General features: G+C 70.1%; 12 protein-coding genes and 1 pseudogene. 5 read left to right on the top strand and 8 right to left on the bottom strand.

Annotated features, from left to right (window positions below):
* Positions 1 to 682 precede the first annotated feature (682 nt).
* Both OG594_RS22640 and OG594_RS22635 read right to left on the bottom strand, forming a co-directional pair.
* Positions 683 to 838: a hypothetical protein gene (locus OG594_RS22640; protein ID WP_266601823.1), complete on the bottom strand. Its 156-nt coding sequence runs from the start codon at positions 836 to 838 to the stop codon at positions 683 to 685.
* A 187-nt stretch (positions 839 to 1025) separates the two neighbouring features.
* Positions 1026 to 1187: a hypothetical protein gene (locus OG594_RS22635; protein WP_266601821.1), complete on the bottom strand. Its 162-nt coding sequence runs from the start codon at positions 1185 to 1187 to the stop codon at positions 1026 to 1028.
* Positions 1188 to 1537: 350 nt separating this feature from the next.
* On the opposite strand from OG594_RS22635, the gene OG594_RS22630 reads away from it, so the two are divergent.
* The gene (locus OG594_RS22630) at positions 1538 to 1819 is read left to right on the top strand and encodes a hypothetical protein (protein ID WP_266601819.1); all 282 of its coding nucleotides are present in this window, start codon (positions 1538 to 1540) and stop codon (positions 1817 to 1819) included.
* Between the two features lie 661 nt (positions 1820 to 2480).
* Complete coding sequence (locus OG594_RS22625; RefSeq protein WP_266601817.1) at positions 2481 to 3947, top strand: beta-propeller fold lactonase family protein; 1467 nt, start codon at positions 2481 to 2483, stop codon at positions 3945 to 3947.
* Between the two features lie 170 nt (positions 3948 to 4117).
* Here OG594_RS22625 and OG594_RS22620 read toward each other — a convergent pair whose 3' ends face one another.
* Together OG594_RS22620 and OG594_RS22615 are read right to left on the bottom strand one after the other, a co-directional pair.
* Positions 4118 to 5206, bottom strand: a complete 1089-nt coding sequence (locus OG594_RS22620) for a substrate-binding domain-containing protein (protein WP_266601815.1) — start codon at positions 5204 to 5206, stop codon at positions 4118 to 4120.
* A gap of 587 nt (positions 5207 to 5793) precedes the next feature.
* Positions 5794 to 6022: pseudogene (locus OG594_RS22615) on the bottom strand (IS5/IS1182 family transposase); the annotation flags it as partial.
* Between the two features lie 78 nt (positions 6023 to 6100).
* On the opposite strand from OG594_RS22615, the gene OG594_RS22610 reads away from it, so the two are divergent.
* The gene (locus tag OG594_RS22610; protein ID WP_266601813.1) at positions 6101 to 7243 is read left to right on the top strand and encodes an abortive infection protein; all 1143 of its coding nucleotides are present in this window, start codon (positions 6101 to 6103) and stop codon (positions 7241 to 7243) included.
* Positions 7244 to 7508: 265 nt separating this feature from the next.
* Here the strand turns inward: OG594_RS22610 and OG594_RS22605 are convergent, their stop codons facing one another.
* Positions 7509 to 8471: an endonuclease/exonuclease/phosphatase family protein gene (locus OG594_RS22605; protein WP_266603123.1), complete on the bottom strand. Its 963-nt coding sequence runs from the start codon at positions 8469 to 8471 to the stop codon at positions 7509 to 7511.
* Positions 8472 to 8599: 128 nt separating this feature from the next.
* On the opposite strand from OG594_RS22605, the gene OG594_RS22600 reads away from it, so the two are divergent.
* Entirely contained in the window at positions 8600 to 9715 is a 1116-nt protein-coding gene (locus OG594_RS22600) for an NADAR family protein (RefSeq protein ID WP_266601811.1), read from the top strand.
* Positions 9716 to 10220: 505 nt separating this feature from the next.
* On the opposite strand, the gene OG594_RS22595 is transcribed toward OG594_RS22600, so the two are convergent.
* The 3 genes from OG594_RS22595 to OG594_RS22585 all read right to left on the bottom strand — a co-directional run bounded on the left by OG594_RS22595 (position 10221) and on the right by OG594_RS22585 (position 13257).
* Complete coding sequence (locus OG594_RS22595; RefSeq protein WP_266601808.1) at positions 10221 to 10679, bottom strand: hypothetical protein; 459 nt, start codon at positions 10677 to 10679, stop codon at positions 10221 to 10223.
* A 685-nt stretch (positions 10680 to 11364) separates the two neighbouring features.
* On the bottom strand, positions 11365 to 12549 hold the full coding sequence (locus OG594_RS22590) for a HEAT repeat domain-containing protein (protein WP_266601806.1): 1185 nt from the start codon (positions 12547 to 12549) through the stop codon (positions 11365 to 11367).
* A gap of 384 nt (positions 12550 to 12933) precedes the next feature.
* The gene (locus OG594_RS22585; protein WP_266601804.1) at positions 12934 to 13257 is read right to left on the bottom strand and encodes a hypothetical protein; all 324 of its coding nucleotides are present in this window, start codon (positions 13255 to 13257) and stop codon (positions 12934 to 12936) included.
* 611 nt (positions 13258 to 13868) lie between these two features.
* Here OG594_RS22585 and OG594_RS22580 point away from each other — a divergent pair.
* Positions 13869 to 15473: a glutamate decarboxylase gene (locus tag OG594_RS22580; RefSeq protein WP_266601802.1), complete on the top strand. Its 1605-nt coding sequence runs from the start codon at positions 13869 to 13871 to the stop codon at positions 15471 to 15473.
* The last annotated feature ends 81 nt before the right edge of the window (positions 15474 to 15554 follow it).

Genomic DNA, 15554 nt, shown 5'->3' with positions numbered 1-15554 from the left:
CGTCGCGTCGATGCGGCGGCCCACGAGGGGCCCTCCCGGAGACCCGCTTCCAGGAGGCGCGGGCTGTCAGGCGGTTCAGGTGCAGAGTGACGGTACGTGGGCCGTCACTCGCGCCGATGTCCTGCATGCGGGCGACCAGCAGGGCCACCGGGGTGAGCCGACCATGAACTGTTCCGACGGGTGGTGCCGCCGACCGTGGTCACACGACCACAGGCCGGTGTCCGTCAGCGGGCTGGCCTGACCGTGCTACACGGCTGCGGTCACCGTCGCAGCGCCCGCTGTACAGCAGCCGCACGGCGTTGCGGGCGTTGCGGGCCGCGGTGCCCAGGGTGCTGGAGCCGGTGACGACCCGGCATCCCACGTCCACGCCTTGGCTGACTACGTCGTCCTCCTTGGTTTTCGGGTCGGCGGCGGCCTGCGACAATGACGGCCGGGGCCTGCTGCTGGCGCAGGAGCGGCGGCGGACGTGGCCGCCGGGGCGGTCGAGGCCGAGGCGGTCTCCGCCCGGGCGGGGGCCTTGGCGACGGCCTGTTCCACGCCGACCCCGCTTGGTGGGCGTCGGTGAGGAGCCGGGCGACGTCGATCCCGGCGGCATCGAGGCGGCCCGTCGGGGCCGCCCTGTCCGGCCACGCCGGAGACGCCAGGATCGCATCGCGGACCAGGCCGCCCGGCATCGTCGTCTTCAGGAGTCCGGCCCACCGGTCGGTGCCCCCGCCTCGATGCGCGCCGCGTTCGCGGTGACGGCCTGATGGACCCCTGCGTTCATCCAGCCCATCTGCGGCAGGAACACCGCCAGGTCGACACCGGCCTGCTGCAACCCGACACCCTGGCGGGCCATCTGCGGTCAATCCGCAACCTGCATCAGCACGGCCAGAACGTCGTCACCGAGGTAGCCGCGCAGCTGGTCTGCCGACCAAGCCGCCGCCCTCGCCTCGGCTTCCTCACCGGCCTCCTCCTCTCGGCCGGTGAGGCGTTTCTGGGCGACGTAGCCACGCTGGAGGCTCTACGGGGGTCCGCGGCACGGTTCACGCCTCGGTCTGTCCTCCCGGCAGGGGCTTCACGATCGTGTGGGTGATGACCTGCCCCTTGATGGACTTCTTGTCGAGAGTCTGCTGGCCGGGCTCGGCGGCGATCTGCTGGGTGTCAGGCTCGTCGGATGCGGCCTCGGTGGGCTGGTCGTCGGACATGAGCGTTCTCCTTCTGCCGGTGGTGCTCGGATCGGGCGTAGCCGATCTACCCCACCGACCACCTGGAGTAATCAATCGAACATCGGCCAGGGTGGGCGGGGCGAGCCGGATCGTCCGTGGTCCACGGGTGGAGGCAGCCGTGGCCCGGCAGCGGTACTCGCAGCCCGGAAGTGCAGCCACCGCGTGGGGGACGATCCGCTCGAAATCCGACCGCTCCCCCACCAAGCCGGTCCCGTCGTCGCCGGTTTCGTCGCTCGCCTTCAGCAGGCGCAGCAACCGCCCCCGGTCCGCCCGCTCCCGGTCCGCACTCTCCCGCGCCGCCGCGACCTGGTCTCCGTAGGATCATGATCATGAATGAGTGGGGTGCTCTCGGCCTTGCGGACGAGAAGCTGACGCAGGAAGCGGCCGAAGTCGCTGTTTCCTGGGTCCTCGCGGGAGAGCTGACGCATGAGCAATCAGAGCAGCTCATCGTGGGCGACCACCTGGGCAGCCACACCTGGGTGGGGGAAGCGGACCGGCTCCACCGATGGGAACTCGACTGGGTAGGCCGACGCGGACCCACCCCCGGCTACCAACGCGTCTGCGCATCCCCACACCGCATCATCGCCCCCGGCCGCCCGACAGCCCCGTAGGACAGCAGAGCCCGGCCGGGCATCGGTCCATGACCACCGCCCGAAGCCGGGCGGGCGCCGGATGGACCCCGGACCCGGGGGTGGCGGGCACGGAGGGCGGGGTGGTGAAAGTGGCGTCGCCGAGGTTGCCTCGGGTGCCAGCGAGGCAGCAGGCATGAGGGCAAACGGCCGTTTTCGTACATGCCTACGGGCATCCGAGGGATCGTCAGGCACGTACGGCACGTACGGCACGTACGTAAGCGTTGTGGGTGCGCCACCCTGCGCCGGATCAACGAATTCCTGAGCGATCCCCCTGCCGAGTGACGTGTCGGCCGAGGGTCCCCTCCCGGCCCGTCGTGCTCACCGCGCCCGGGTCCAGTCGCCCGCCTCCGCGCCTCGGATCCTCCGGTTCAGTCGCGACACCGGACCGGGTGCGGTCTCGGTGGGGCGCACGAACGTCCGGGCGACCGCCCCAGCCCATGGTCAGGCCCTCGCGCGTCCCGCCGTATCGAATGTGGCGACCTGTCATAATCCGTCCCGTTCTGTCAGCCCGGTCGGGAGGATTGCTGTGACTATCTGTCAAACCGTGAGGGGAGTGGGCCCGCAGGAGGCCCTCCCGTCGTCGGTGCCGCCTGGTGTACGAGTGCGTCGCTCGTGGTGGGGTGGGTTGTTGCGGGCGCTGGTGGCAGGTCTCGTCCTAGTGGCCGGCCTGGCCCTGCCCATGGTGGCCCCGCAGGCGGCCCAGGCCGTGCCGCCCGGCACCTACGCCTACGTCACCAACTTCAACAATGACACGGTGTCGGTGATCAACACTGCGACGAACACGGTGGTGGTCACGGTTCCCGTCGGCGATGCGCCGTGGGAAGTGGCGCTGTCGCCGAACGGCACCCGCGCCTACGTCACCAACCGCACCGATGGCACGGTGTCCGTGATCAACACCGCGACCGACACGGTCGTCGCCACCATCCCCGTCGGCCTTGAGCCCCTGGGAGTGGCGGTTTCGCCGAACGGCACCCGCGCCTACGTCACCAACTTCAGCGGCAACACGGTGTCCGTGATCAACACGGCGACGAACACGGTCGTCGCCACCATCCCCGTCGGCGATGCGCCCATCGGGGTGGCGGTGTCGCCGAACGGCGCCCGCGCCTACGTCACCAATTCCGACGACGACACGGTGTCCGTGATCAAGACCGCCACCAACACCGTCGTCGCCACCATCCCCGTCGGCGGCTTCCCGTTCGGGGTGGCGGTGTCGCCGGACAGCGCCCGCGCCTACGTCACCAATTCCGACGACGACACGGTGTCCGTGATCGACAGGGCGACGAACACGGTCGTCGCCACCATCCCCGTCGGCGATGCGCCCCAGGGGGTGGCGGTGTCGCGGGACGGCACCCGCGCCTACGTCATCAACGCCGGCAGCGACACGGTGTCCGTGATCAACACGGCGACGAACACGGTCGTCGCCACCATCCCCGTCGGCGATGCGCCTCGAGAAGTGGCGCTGTCGCCGGACGGCACCCGCGCCTACGTCACCAACGCCAACGACGACACGGTGTCCGTGATCGACACCGCCACCAACACCGTCGTGACCACCGTCCCCGTCGGCGACCTCCCGTTCGGGGTGGCGGTCGGGGTCGTGCCCCAGCCGGCGCCGGCACTGACGCTGATCAAGTTCACCGCCGGCGGGACGTTCACCCAGGGCAGGCAGGGGACCTACACCCTCACCGTCACCAACACCGGCACCCTGCCCACCGACGGCAGCACCGTCACCCTCACCGACACCCTCCCCACCGGCCTGACCCCGGTCAGCTTCTCCGGCACCGGATGGACCTGCACCCTCACCCCGCTGTCCTGCACCCGCAGCGACATCCTCGCCCCCGGCGCCAGCTACCCGCCCCTCACCCTCACCGTTCAGATCACCCGCAACGCGCCGAAGCAGGTCACCAACACCGCCACCGTCACCGGCGGCGGCGCCACCGGCACCAGCACCGCCACCTCAACCACCACCGTCGACAGGAAGCAGCAGCCCAAGCCCCCGCACCACGACCACCCAGGCCACGACAAGCCGGGTCACGGGAAGCCCGACCACGGCAAGCCGGGCCACGACCGGCCCGACCACGGCCACCGCCCCGGCCCCGGCCCCCGGTAACCGCACACCGGCATGACGAATGCCCCGGCGCCGACCGCCCACCCTCGGACGACCGACGCCGGGGCATCCCGTGACCACGCAACCCCGCACCATGGCCCGCCGCCCCCGGGCCTGCCCGTCCGTCGCTACGAGTGCCAGCAGGCCGGGTCGGAGCTCCGCCCGCTGCCGCCCTATTCCAGGCCGATCCCGTCGCACGCGGCCTTGAGGGCCTCGGTGCAGATCTCCTCGACGGTGTAGACGTTGTCGAGGACCAGGGTGCTCCTGATGTTGTCGCGGGTCACGGACACGCCGAGGATGAGGACGGCGGGGACTCGCTTGGTGGTGGGGCTGCTGACCACCTGGTTGATGATTCCGTCGATCTTCTCGCCCTGGGCGAGGAGGACGGCGAGTTCGGCCGCGGCCTCGGCCTCGCGGGAGTAGGGCTTGTAGACGCTCATGAACTGCTCGCCCGCCACTATTCGCTGCACACCGGCGAGTTCGGCGTCCTGCCCGGTGACCGGCGGCAGGGGGGAGACGCCGGCGGCCTTGAGGGCGGAGATGATGCCGCCGGCCATGCCGTCGTTGGCGGAGTAGACGCCGACGATCTTGTCCTTGCCGAGCGCGGACATCGCCGCCGTCATGTTGGCGCTCGCGTTCTCCCGCTTCCACTCGGCAGTGTCGTACTCCTTGCCGATGTTCACCTTGCCGTCGAGGACGGCGCGGGCGCCGGCCTTGTAGCGGGCGGCGTTGGGATCGGTGAGGGCACCGTGCATCATGACTATCTTCCCGTTCCTGGCTCTGTCGCCCAGGGAATCCAGCAGGGTCTTGCCCTGGAGGCGGCCGATGTCCTCGTTGTCGAAGGAGACGTACGCATCGACCGGGCCCTCGGCCAGGCGGTCGTAGGCGACGACCGGGATGCCCGCCGCCTTGGCCTTCGCCACCGCGCCGGCGATCGCCTTGGAGTCCACCGCGTCGACGACCAGCACATCGACCTTGCTCTCGATCATCGCATCGGCCTGGGCGTTCTGCTTGGCCGCGTCCCCCATCGCGTTGGCATAGACCACCTTGCCCTTGCCGAGGGTCAGCAGGGCGACCTTCTTCTCCATCAGCGGCTTGTCGAACTTCTCGTACCGCGCGGTCTCGTTCTCGGGGAGCAGCAGGCCGATCCTGACACTGTTGCTACCGCTCGCCTTGCCCTCCTCGGTGGTGCCGCAGGCGGCGAGGGTGGCGACGAGCGCCAGCGCGGTCAGAGCAGTGGGGGTGCGCAGATACGGGTTCATGCGGGGGTACCTCCCTGACGTGGCCGATTCGTACGGCCGAGGTGGCGCGGAACACGGTTCCCTTTCCGCTGCGCCGGAGGGTACCGCCTGCGGGAGCGTAGCCGGCGCGGTGTCCACGCCGGCGCCGATGCCTTCGTTGGTGTGGGTCGGCCGCGACGCGGCTTCGCAGAGAGCGTCCAGTCGCCGAAGCCGTGGTGGACGAGGAAGGCGGGCCGGTGAAGGAGCTCGTTCTACCGGCTCCAAGGAGACCTTGGCGAGCGGCCCGGAGCGGGCTGGCGTAGCCAGTGGCGGGCGGACGGCTCGTAGGCAACGTCGGCGACGTCGGCGACGGCCGAGACCAGCTCTTGGACGGCCAGCTCGGCTCAGGTCACTGCACTGGGCGGGGCCCTTCGGAGCACCTCGCCGACCTGATGAGGAGGACGGCGAGGTGGAGTCCGGCGAGGGAGGGGGCGACGGTCACGTCGTAGCGGGTGGCCCGGCCGCGCACGGCCGCCGGGCAGGGTCAGCCGCTTGCGGTCGGCGGCCTGGGCTGCGGGCTGCGGGATGGGCTGCGGGCTGCGGGATCAGCGCCCGGATCCTGCACCGACCAGGTGGTGCAGGATCGCCCGGGACGAGTACGCCCTGTCGGCCAGACCACATCCGGCGTGCCCCTGGGACGGCCGAACCTCGGGGCACCCGTAAACAGGGCATGACCTGCTCGCATGCGGGCGCCTCACCGGCTTGGCCCGGCGTGGGTACAAACGCGAGCGGCCAGCAGCTGCCGTCGGCGGCGAAGTGGATCCCGGTGGTCGGCCCGCCGCGGGAGCGTCCGAGGGACGCGGAGCGACTTTGGTCTCGGCGTGCGATCCCTACGGACGATGGGCCGGGACCCGCCCTCCGTAGAGGCTGGGGGGCATGACCTCACCACTGATCGGCCGTCGGACCCTGCTGGCCGGTGTCGCGGCCGCTTCCACCCTCTGCACCACCGCCACGGCCCACGCCACCGCCACCGCCACCGGCAGCGCACGTGCCCGGACACCCGACGCGGACGACGCCGCAGCCACGGCATCCTCGCGGACACCCGCATCGCTCACCTACAAGGGAGTCAACTTCGACACGGACCGTGAGGTCTGGCGGACGGAGTACGTGCGCCGGGAGATCGCGGCCGTCAAGGAGCAGTTGCACGGCAACGCCGTTCTCCTGCTCGGCCACCGGCTCGACCGGCTCGTCGAGGCCGCGTCGATCGCCGCCGCGCACGGCCTGTTCGTCTGGTTCGAGCCGCGGCAGTTCGACCAGGACGCCGAGCAGACCCTCGCTTTCCTCGGCTCGGTGGCGCGCGCCGCGGAGTCGCTGCGCACCCGGTATCCCTGCGTGGGCCTCTCGGTCGGCACGGAGTTGACCATCTTCATGTCCGGCCTGGTGCCGGGAAAGGACTACGCGGAGCGCGGTCAGGCGTTGGGGCGCCCGGAGTCGGCCGGCTACCAGGAGCGGCTGAACGCCTTCCTGGGCCGGGCGGTGGGGACCGTCCGACCGCTGTTCCACGGGCCGGTCACCTACAGCTCCGGCGACTGGGAGCAGGTCGACTGGCACGGCTTCGACGTCGTCGGCGCCAACCTGTACCGCAACGGCGACAACACGACCAGTTACACCCGCGCGCTGCGCGCCCTGCAGCGACACGGCAAACCGGTCGTCATCACCGAGTTCGGCTGCTGCACCTTCACGGGGGCCGCGGAGCGGGGCGGTTCGGGCTTCACCGCGGTGGACTGGGAGCGGGAACCGCCCCTGGTGAAGGACGGCTACGTGCGCGACGAGCGCGAGCAGGCCGCCGAGGTCGGGGCGCTGCTGGACCTCTATGCGGCCGAGCGCGTGGACGGGGCGTTCGTCTACAACTTCATCGCGCCCGACTCCCCGTACTCCCCGCAACGCTGCCACGACCTGGACATCGCCAGCTTCGCGCTCGTCAGGACGTATCCGTCCGGAACACGGCGCGACTACGCCGAAACCGGGCAGTGGACACCCAAGCGGTCCTTCCGCGCGGTGGCCGACCGGTTCCGCTGACGCACCCCGTGGACAGCGTCTTGTCGATCACTTGTCGATCACTTGTCGAGCCAGGGGAGGGTGCTGGCGAGGGTGATCGCTGGCTGCCTGGTAGCGGGCGGGGGCTCGTCGTAGCGGGTGGCGATGTCTCACCCTTGCTCGAGACGGGGGACGCAGCTTTCGAAGGCGTTGCGGCGCGGGTAGACGGCGTTGTCGAAGTGGCAGGACCGTTCTGCCCGGCATCGGGCTCGGCCCGCGAGTTGCTCGACACGCCCCGGGATCAGGATCACGGCGTTGGTGCCGCGCCGGCGGAGGTAGGCGCGGAACCGGGCGCGGACGACGTCGTCGATCCGGACGACGTCGTCGATCCGGTCGGCGATCGCCTCGGCCAACCGTACGAAGGGCTGGCCCGGCCCCTTGCGACAAAAATGCCGTCGTTCAGGTCGGTGTACAGCACGTGGTGGTCCGAGTACGGGCTGGGGCGGACGTGGTGCGTGCCCGGGGTGATGCCGCGCAGGAACACGTAGTCGAACTTGCTGTCCCAGTCGGTGGTCGCCGTGCAGGTGTCCGTGTCAGCGTCGGTGGTCGAGGGATGGCAGCCGGGGTCCGTGTCCGGGGCCAGGGCCCACATCGGGGCGAGTTCGGGCGCGTGCGGCACGGCGTTGAAGTCGCCGAGGACGATCGCACGGTCGTAGCGGGCGACTTCCGCGGCAAGCACTTGAATCTGGCCCGCCCGCACCTCGCCCTGCCGGCGCTCGGCGAGGTGGGTGTTGAAGACGCGGACGGACCGGCCGCTCACCAGCGTGGTGACGGCCAGGTATCCGCGGTCCTCGGAGCCACCGTCGGGGTATTCGATGCTCACCCGGTCAGTGATCGGCGCCGCCGAGAGGATCGCCTGGCCGTAGCCGCCCGGCCGCCACGGCAGTCCCCCGCAGCGGTTCCAGTTCCGCAGGACCGTCCCGTACTCGACCCGGTAGACCAGCCCGTAGAGCTCCTCCAGGTACCTGCGGATCCGCTCGACGTTGCGTACGCACGCCTCCTGCAGGGCGATGACCTGCGGCGCGTAGGTGGCGATCTCCGTCGCCCGGCCGAAGTCGTTCCCGCTCCCGCACGGATTGCACATGTTCCACGTGCCGACCCGGTCGGATACGACCGCCCCGGTGGCGTCGGACGTCAGCGGCCTGGCAAGGGGGAGGCCACCGTTCGGTGCGCCGGCGCCCTGGAGCAGCAGCATGCCGACCGCGGTCATCACGGCCGCGGCCCATCGCGCGCCTCTGCTCAGCACGATCGCCTCCCGGAGTGGACGCACATCATCACATGGTGCCCCGGCCCGGTATCGAGGTGCTTCCCGGCCGGTCCGTCCGGCATCATCACGGCATGATCGGCAATCGGATCACCCATCGCACGGCGGACGGCGTCCGCGTACCCGGCACCTGGCGGCACGCGTTCATATGCAACGGCGGCTCCTACTTCCTCACCGACCTCTTCATCTATGCCGACGGTCTCGTCGACTGCTGGGAGCTGGTCACCCTCGACGAGTTCGAGCAGAAGCTCCGCTGCGGATGGGTGGCCACCAGTCTTCCGGACGGCGGGCGCGCCTCCGCGCACGACCTGGCCTCGTGGACGTTCGGTGAACCGTGTACCTGGCTGACGCCGGACCTGCTGCTCGCCGAAGTCCGCGACACCGTCGACGAGCTGAACGGCCGTCCCGATTCGACCGCCCGCTGCCTCGCCGCGGTGGACGTCTTCATGGCGGACCGTACGGAGGACAACCGGGCCGCCGCCCGGGCCGCCTACCTGGCCGTCCCCGAGACCGTGCGGCACTACGCGCTCGGCGACATGGACCGCAAGGACCGCCCCCTCAAGGTGCTGGTGGCGGGGCCCGGCGGCCGGACCCCGGACGAGCGCGGGGAAACGGTCACGCAGGAGGAGTACGCCGCAGCCGTCGCTTACTTCGAGGACCGCGCGCAGTGGCTCGCGAAGGCCCCTTCACGGGTGCCCGCCGACGGGCCGGTCGAGTCCTTCGCCCCTGCGGTCAAGATCTACCACTCGTATCCGCAGCGCGCGCTCGAGGATCCGGGCAAGCAGGCCCTGCGCAACGACTATCCCGCGCCGATCACCGTCGGCGACGTCACGTACGCGTCGGTGGCGCACGCGTACTGGGCCCGGTCCGTCGCCGAACCGGAGGCCCGTACCGCGGTCGTGGCGGCGGAGTCGGGCGCGAAGGCCCGTACGGTCGCGGCCGGGGTGCCGCGGCGCGAAGGCTGGGAGCAGGTCCGGACGGCGGTCATGGCCCGGCTGCTGCGGGCCAAGTACGAGCAGCACCCCGACCTCGCGGCGATCCTGCTCGCCACCGGTGACGCGACCCTGCTCTACGACGAGGCCGACTCGGGCTTCTGGGGTGAGAACGGGGGCCGGGGCCGCAACTGGACGGGGCGCCTCCTGGAACTCGTCCGTGCCGAACTGCTGGCCGGGCAGATCCTCGTCGACTGACGTCGGGCTACGCATCGGGGGTGCTCGGCGATGTGCTCGGCGGTGTCCTCGGCGGTGTGCGATGACGTACGGCGGGGTGATCCCGGCCGGACGGCCGTGTGTACGTGTGTACATGTGTGCATGTGTGACGGGTTGCGGATTGCCGTCCGCATCGGGACCGGACGATCCGGGACATCGCCCTGGTGACTCGAAGACATGGCTCGTGCAGCTGGCTTGGGTAAGCAGGCGGCGCGCTGGGGGGCGGTGGGCAGGCCCCGTGTGCGGACCGGTCCAGGCCTGCACCGCGCGCAGCCCGCCCCCGCCGACGGCCATGGACGAGCGGGGACCTCCTGGTGAACCGGCACCGCGTCCGTAGCCGAAGGACCCCGTGGACTCTGTGACAGGGCCTGTTCGGCTGCCGGTCGGAGGTCCTTTTCAAGCAGCCTGGTTGATGGTCTTGCCGTGCGACCTTCTATCGATCCATAGGACGGCGCTCGGGGCTGCGCCCGGCGTCGCGCCCCGGTCCTTACCAGTGCCAGGTGAGGGTTTCGCCCTCTGCCACCTCGGCCCAGCGCTCCGAGGCGCGGTCGAGCGCCGCGCAGGCCAGGGCGACCTGCCGGTCGTCGAGGGGGCTCCGGCCCACTCCCCTGCCCTCCGTGCTCAGCCCGGACCAGACGCGGTAGGCCCAGTTGACGCAGAGCTCGGCACGCATCACCGCGTCGCCGCCGCGCCGCAGGACCTTCAGGCCCGACCGGCGGTGGCGGGTCGGGGCCGTCGTTTCGAATCCCTCGAAGGTGGCCCCTCGCGCCGTCGCTCCCCAAAATCCGTCGGTGATCGCGAGCGCGCTCTCGACAGCTGCGTGCACGAGGTCGTGGGGCATGGTCGGACCGGTCGCCTGGGACATCAGACGCACGTCCGGGCCCCGCCGGTCCCGAACTTCGAGATCGTGCCGGTTGTCCGGAAGCTTCCGAAAGATGATCTCCATCGTTCCTGCTCTCAAGAAGTCGCCAGTCTTGGCCGGTGGGTACCGCGCGGTCGGATCGTAGACACAGAGCCCCACGTCCGCACTCGGCTTTTCCCGTGCGGGCCCTTCGCGAGATGCCGGACACCCAGGGGGCCCAGCCCACAGGAGGCCGCCCGCTGCACGCGCCTGCTGACGGCTCAGGGCGCGATGGACGTTTCGGCCCGAACGCCTGGAGATCCGTCCGGCCGCAACCACCCGCGTCCGGTTCGTGCCCGCATCGCCGCGACGGGCAGACGGGGATCAGCTGTGGGGTTGCGGCGTGCGGGGCTTCCAGGTAGGCGGTCCGGTCTGTTGCGGTGCAGCAGGGCCATGGTGTGGCGGTCACGACGCGAAGGCCGAGGAGGGGGGGCCAGTACGGCTGGAGGAAGGTCTTGGGCTAGTTGGGTGAGTGCGGTGTTGCGGGCAGCGCGGATGGGATTGCCGTGTGCGTTGAGCCGGCGCGCGGGCACGGTGGCGCAAAGGCGCTGGCCGGGGCCGGTGGAGCGCGCGAGCGGAGAGGTGCCGGGCAGGTGGGCGGAGAGGCCTCCGTCCGCGTCCTACGGTGTCCACTCGCACGGGTGCGTTCCGGTGAACAGGCTGGCGGGGAGCGTCATTCGAACCGTGCGGTGTTCCCGGCTCCGGGGCACCTGACGGGCTGAGGCTGACGTCAGATGCCGTCGCGGCGCCACTGGTACCGCCACGCCACGTCGAGGTAGGCCATCTCCTCGTCACGGTAGCCGGGCCGCGGCGGGCCCAGACGGTCTGCTCCTTCCGCGCACCGCTCGTCGTCGTGAAGGGCAAGACCGTACACGGCAGCAAGCTGGACCCGGCGCTCCGGGTGGTGGAGGAGAGCCGCCATGGCGTCAGTCAGGGCGGGATCGCCGTTCCTGGTCTCGCCGGCTTTGCAGCAGGCCGCGATCCGTACGTCTGTATCGGGGTCGGTCATGAGCGCCAGAAGTGCCTCACGAGCTTCGTCGGACAGGTACGTGGACTCCAAGCGCGTGCCGAGCCCGTTGGCCACCGCGCGCCGGACACCGGCATCGAGGTGGCCGGCGTGAGCCAGGAGGGCCGCCTCGGCGCGCGGTCCGGCGTACGAATCAAGGCCGTGCAGCACCTCTGTGAGGACGGCGATGTCCGTCTCCTCGGCCGACCAGTCGGTGAGGGCGTCCACGGCGAGGACCGCGAGCTCGTCCTCGAGGCTGTCGGAGAAGAGTTCGATCAGCCGCATCAGCTCGGCACCGAACAACCGGTGGGACGGGTTCGTATGAGCGCGAAGGGCCGTGGCGGCCGTCCAGGTCTCATGGTCACGTCGATGAGCCAGCAGAACGGTGGCCCGTGCCCACGCGGTGTGGTCGTGGTCGTGGTCCAACGCCCGTGCTATCAGCTCCTCGCACGAGGAGCTGATGCCGAGCAGCTCCTCGAGGTGTGTGAGGATCGCCCCGTGCCCGTCCCGTACGGTCATTCCGCCGAGAGTGAGCTCGCCGACTGTGTAGTACTCGTCGTCCTGGACCCTGGTACCGACGAGCTCGTCCTGGGAGCCGGTGCGGCGCCGCAGTTCGGCTTCGGCCCCCGCCTCGTGCCAGCTTCGCGCGAGATCCCGCATCTCCAGCAGCTCGGACGCGGGGTACCTATCCCGGATGCCGTGGTCCAGGAGCGCCTCGACCAGCGCGGGCGAGCCCGAATCGACCGCCTCGCGCAGGGACAGCAGTTCGTCCGGCGCGCACTGGCCGGCATCGGCACCGCGGTTGAGCAGCAGTTCGGCGATGCCCCCGCGGAACGCCTGGACAGCCACGCCGAACGCCGTTGTCCGCTCGTCGTAGTCCCCGTCCTCTTCCAGAAGCCTCTTCACCACGAACACGTCCCCCGCACGAACAGCGGCGATCAGAGGAGGTTCCACCGAATCGCTGACACGTCCACCCAGCTCCATGACTTCGCTCCCCCGCCGTGTTCCCGCAGCTCAGTCTAGGTCTGCCCATCCAGCCCGCCTGCGCGTTCCCGTGCTGGAGCTCAGGATCAGCACCTGAGCAGCACCCTCAGTTCGGCCCTGAATCGCTCCGGCGTCGGCATCGGCGGTCCTGCGAAGCAGCTGCTCGCGCGGCTGGCCGTCCAACTCCCCGAGGAACTCACCGGGCTCCTCGCCGAACTCGTCCGCCGGCTCGACGGCCTGGCGGCCAAGGAGCCGCTGCTCACCCTGAAGCCCTCGCCGACCTGCAGTACGTCTGGCCCGAGTTGTCTCCTATGCAAGGTCAAGGTACGTACGTTGGGCCGGGGGACGCCAAACGAACGCATCTGCGATCTCGGAACGCAGAGGGTGGGCCTGCCAGTGGCTGGTGATGTCCTGCCAGCGCTCGATCACGGCGTCGCGGTCGCTTCCCTCCCTCATCCGGTCGTAGGCGAGGTCGAACGCGTAGACGCGACCGCCGTCCGACAGAACGACACCGGTCTCCGCTTCCGGACCGTCAGGGAAGAGATGGACGAGGACGGCGCTGGAGATGGTCAGCCCGCGCTCGGCGAGCAGCTGTCGTAGACGTATCCAGAGGCTGAACTGGCTCGCCCGCATCAGCCGAGTGCACTTGACATACATCAACGATCGTCGGCTGCCCGGCGAGCGATCGTAGAGCAAAGAGGCCAGGGGGCCCCAAGCCTCGTACAGCTCGGCCGGGATGAGCAGGTCACGGTGCGCCTGTCCGCTGGCGGATTCGGGTGCGAAGGCCGGGGAGTCCCCGAGGGACGCAGACTCTGCCCGGGGGCGGGACTGTCGGCTGTGATGAGACGACTCGTGTCGAAGTCGGCCAGGGGTGTTACGAGGCATGGGCCTTTCGGATGATCATGCCTCGCATCTTGCCATGCCCACATCCCATTACCGCCCCACCCCCGACCCGCGGCCGTCCCCGTCCGACCGGCCGCGTCATGCCCGACCCGCACCGGCCGGGCCGCGCTGGGCAACGGCGGAACCGCCGAGCAGGCCGGCCGCAGCGAGCCGCCGCCGAAGACCAAGCGGTCACGGCGGGGCCGGGTGCTGGTGCTGGTCCTTCCCCCGTCCGATCTCACCACCAGCGTGGGCGGTGCGGGAACAGCAGGGCACTTCATCGCATCCGCTCAGGCCGCCGGGAGCCGAATCCGGCTGACGGTCAGACGGGGCCACCGCCCCACGTGCCCTCAGTGGCCGGGGTGAGTACCGGCCGCCTCTCCGCCAAGGCGGCGGCCGCGTCCTCGTCGTCAAGGGCGGCCTCGCAGACCAGTCGTCGCTTCCCCCGTGGAAGGTCCCGCCCCCAGCCGGCCGGCGGGCGTACTCCGTCTTCCTCGGCGCGCGGCGCCTGGCCCGTCTGGGATGGTGTCGCTGACAGCGCCGCGCCGGCCGCCCGGTGTGTCCCTCGACCGCGGCAGGCTCCGGCGCTGTTGAATCGAAGCATGACCAAGCGCGACGACTCGGCTCTGTTCGGCAACCGATTCCTGACGGTGCCCGCTCCCTCGGAGACCTTCCCCGAGGAAGGCATGGCCGCGACGGACGCGATGAGGCTCGTGGATGTGGATCTCGCCATGGAGGGCGACCCGCAGCGCAACCTCGCCACGTTCGTCACCACGTGGATGGAGCCGGAGGCCAAACGGCTGATCGCCGAGAACCTTCACCGCAATTTCATCGACCATGCGGAGTACCCCATTTCCGCCGAGATCGAGCAGCGCTGCGTGCGCATGCTCGCGGACCTCTTCCACGCGCCCGGCAGGACGACCGGATGTCGGACCCAGGGCTCATCCGAGGCGATCATGCTCGGCGCGCTGTCATTGAAGTGGAAGTGGCGCGAGCGCCGCCAGGCAGCCGGCCTTTCGATCGACCGGCCCAACCTGGTTTTCGGGGGTGACGTCCACGTCGTGTGGGAGAAGTTCTGCCGCTACTTCGACGTCGAGCCGCGGATCGTGCCGCTTGCCGAGGACAAGTACACGATCGGCCCGGAGGACGTGGAGCCCCACCTCGACGAGAACACGATCGGCGTCGTCGCCGTCCTCGGCACCACGTTCACCGGCCACAAGGACGATGTCGTCGGGATCGACGAGCTCCTGCGGGACGTTCGCAAGAAGCGGGACCTCGACATTCCGATCCATGTCGACGGCGCCAGCGGCGCATTCGTTTGGCCCTTCCTCTACCCCGACTCGAAATGGGACTTCCAGCTTGAGCAGGTCCGTTCGATCAACGTGTCGGGACACAAGTACGGGCTGGTCTACCCCGGCATCGGATGGCTGGTCTTCCGCGAAGAGGCCGACCTCGCCAAGGACCTCGTCTTCTACGAGAACTACCTGGGCAAGACCGACGCGACGTTCACGCTGAACTTCTCCACCGGTGCATCGATGGTGCTCGCGCAGTACTACAACTTTGTGCGGCTCGGTCGCCAGGGCTACACCTACGTCATGAAGGCGATGCAGGAGAACGCCCGCACGCTGGCGGACAACCTGCGCAACAGCGGCCGCTTCGAAGTGATCGGGAGCGACCTTGAACAGCTGCCGCTGGTCGCTTTCCGTCTCGCCGGCAAGCACGCCTACGACGAGTCCGACATCGCCTGGCAGCTCTCGGCCGAGCGAGGCTGGATGGTGCCGGCATACACCCTCCCACCCAACGCCGAACGGGTGAAGATCCTGCGCGCCCTGGTCAAGGAGACCCTGAGTCGCGAACAGATCGACCGCCTGACCCAGGACATCGCCGACGCATGTCGCACGCTGGACGACAAGGGAGCGACCCACAGCATCGAGCGGACCCAGGTCAAGCGCGGCACCGGCTACTGACGCACTGTGGCGGAGCGGTCTCCGAGATGCTGATCGCTCCCGCCTCGTGCAGCCCCGGAACCGGCGAAGTGCTGGCCGGCG

Source organism: Streptomyces sp. NBC_01214 (assembly GCF_026340975.1).
In the GTDB taxonomy this organism is placed as follows: Bacteria; Actinomycetota; Actinomycetes; order Streptomycetales; family Streptomycetaceae; genus Streptomyces.
Note: the sequence above shows the minus strand (reverse complement) of the source record. Positions and strands in the feature narration are given on the sequence as shown.

What these genes read in the sequence shown, in the direction of transcription:
- OG594_RS22640 (WP_266601823.1), bottom strand. Translation starts at nt 838, where the DNA reads ATGGCCCGCCAGGGTGTCGGGTTGCAGCAGGCCGGTGTCGACCTGGCG.
- OG594_RS22635 (WP_266601821.1), bottom strand. Translation starts at nt 1,187, where the DNA reads ATGTCCGACGACCAGCCCACCGAGGCCGCATCCGACGAGCCTGACACC.
- OG594_RS22630 (WP_266601819.1), top strand. Translation starts at nt 1,538, where the DNA reads ATGAATGAGTGGGGTGCTCTCGGCCTTGCGGACGAGAAGCTGACGCAG.
- OG594_RS22620 (WP_266601815.1), bottom strand. Translation starts at nt 5,206, where the DNA reads ATGAACCCGTATCTGCGCACCCCCACTGCTCTGACCGCGCTGGCGCTC.
- OG594_RS22610 (WP_266601813.1), top strand. Translation starts at nt 6,101, where the DNA reads ATGACCTCACCACTGATCGGCCGTCGGACCCTGCTGGCCGGTGTCGCG.
- OG594_RS22605 (WP_266603123.1), bottom strand. Translation starts at nt 8,471, where the DNA reads ATGACCGCGGTCGGCATGCTGCTGCTCCAGGGCGCCGGCGCACCGAAC.
- OG594_RS22600 (WP_266601811.1), top strand. Translation starts at nt 8,600, where the DNA reads ATGATCGGCAATCGGATCACCCATCGCACGGCGGACGGCGTCCGCGTA.
- OG594_RS22595 (WP_266601808.1), bottom strand. Translation starts at nt 10,679, where the DNA reads ATGGAGATCATCTTTCGGAAGCTTCCGGACAACCGGCACGATCTCGAA.
- OG594_RS22585 (WP_266601804.1), bottom strand. Translation starts at nt 13,257, where the DNA reads ATGCGGGCGAGCCAGTTCAGCCTCTGGATACGTCTACGACAGCTGCTC.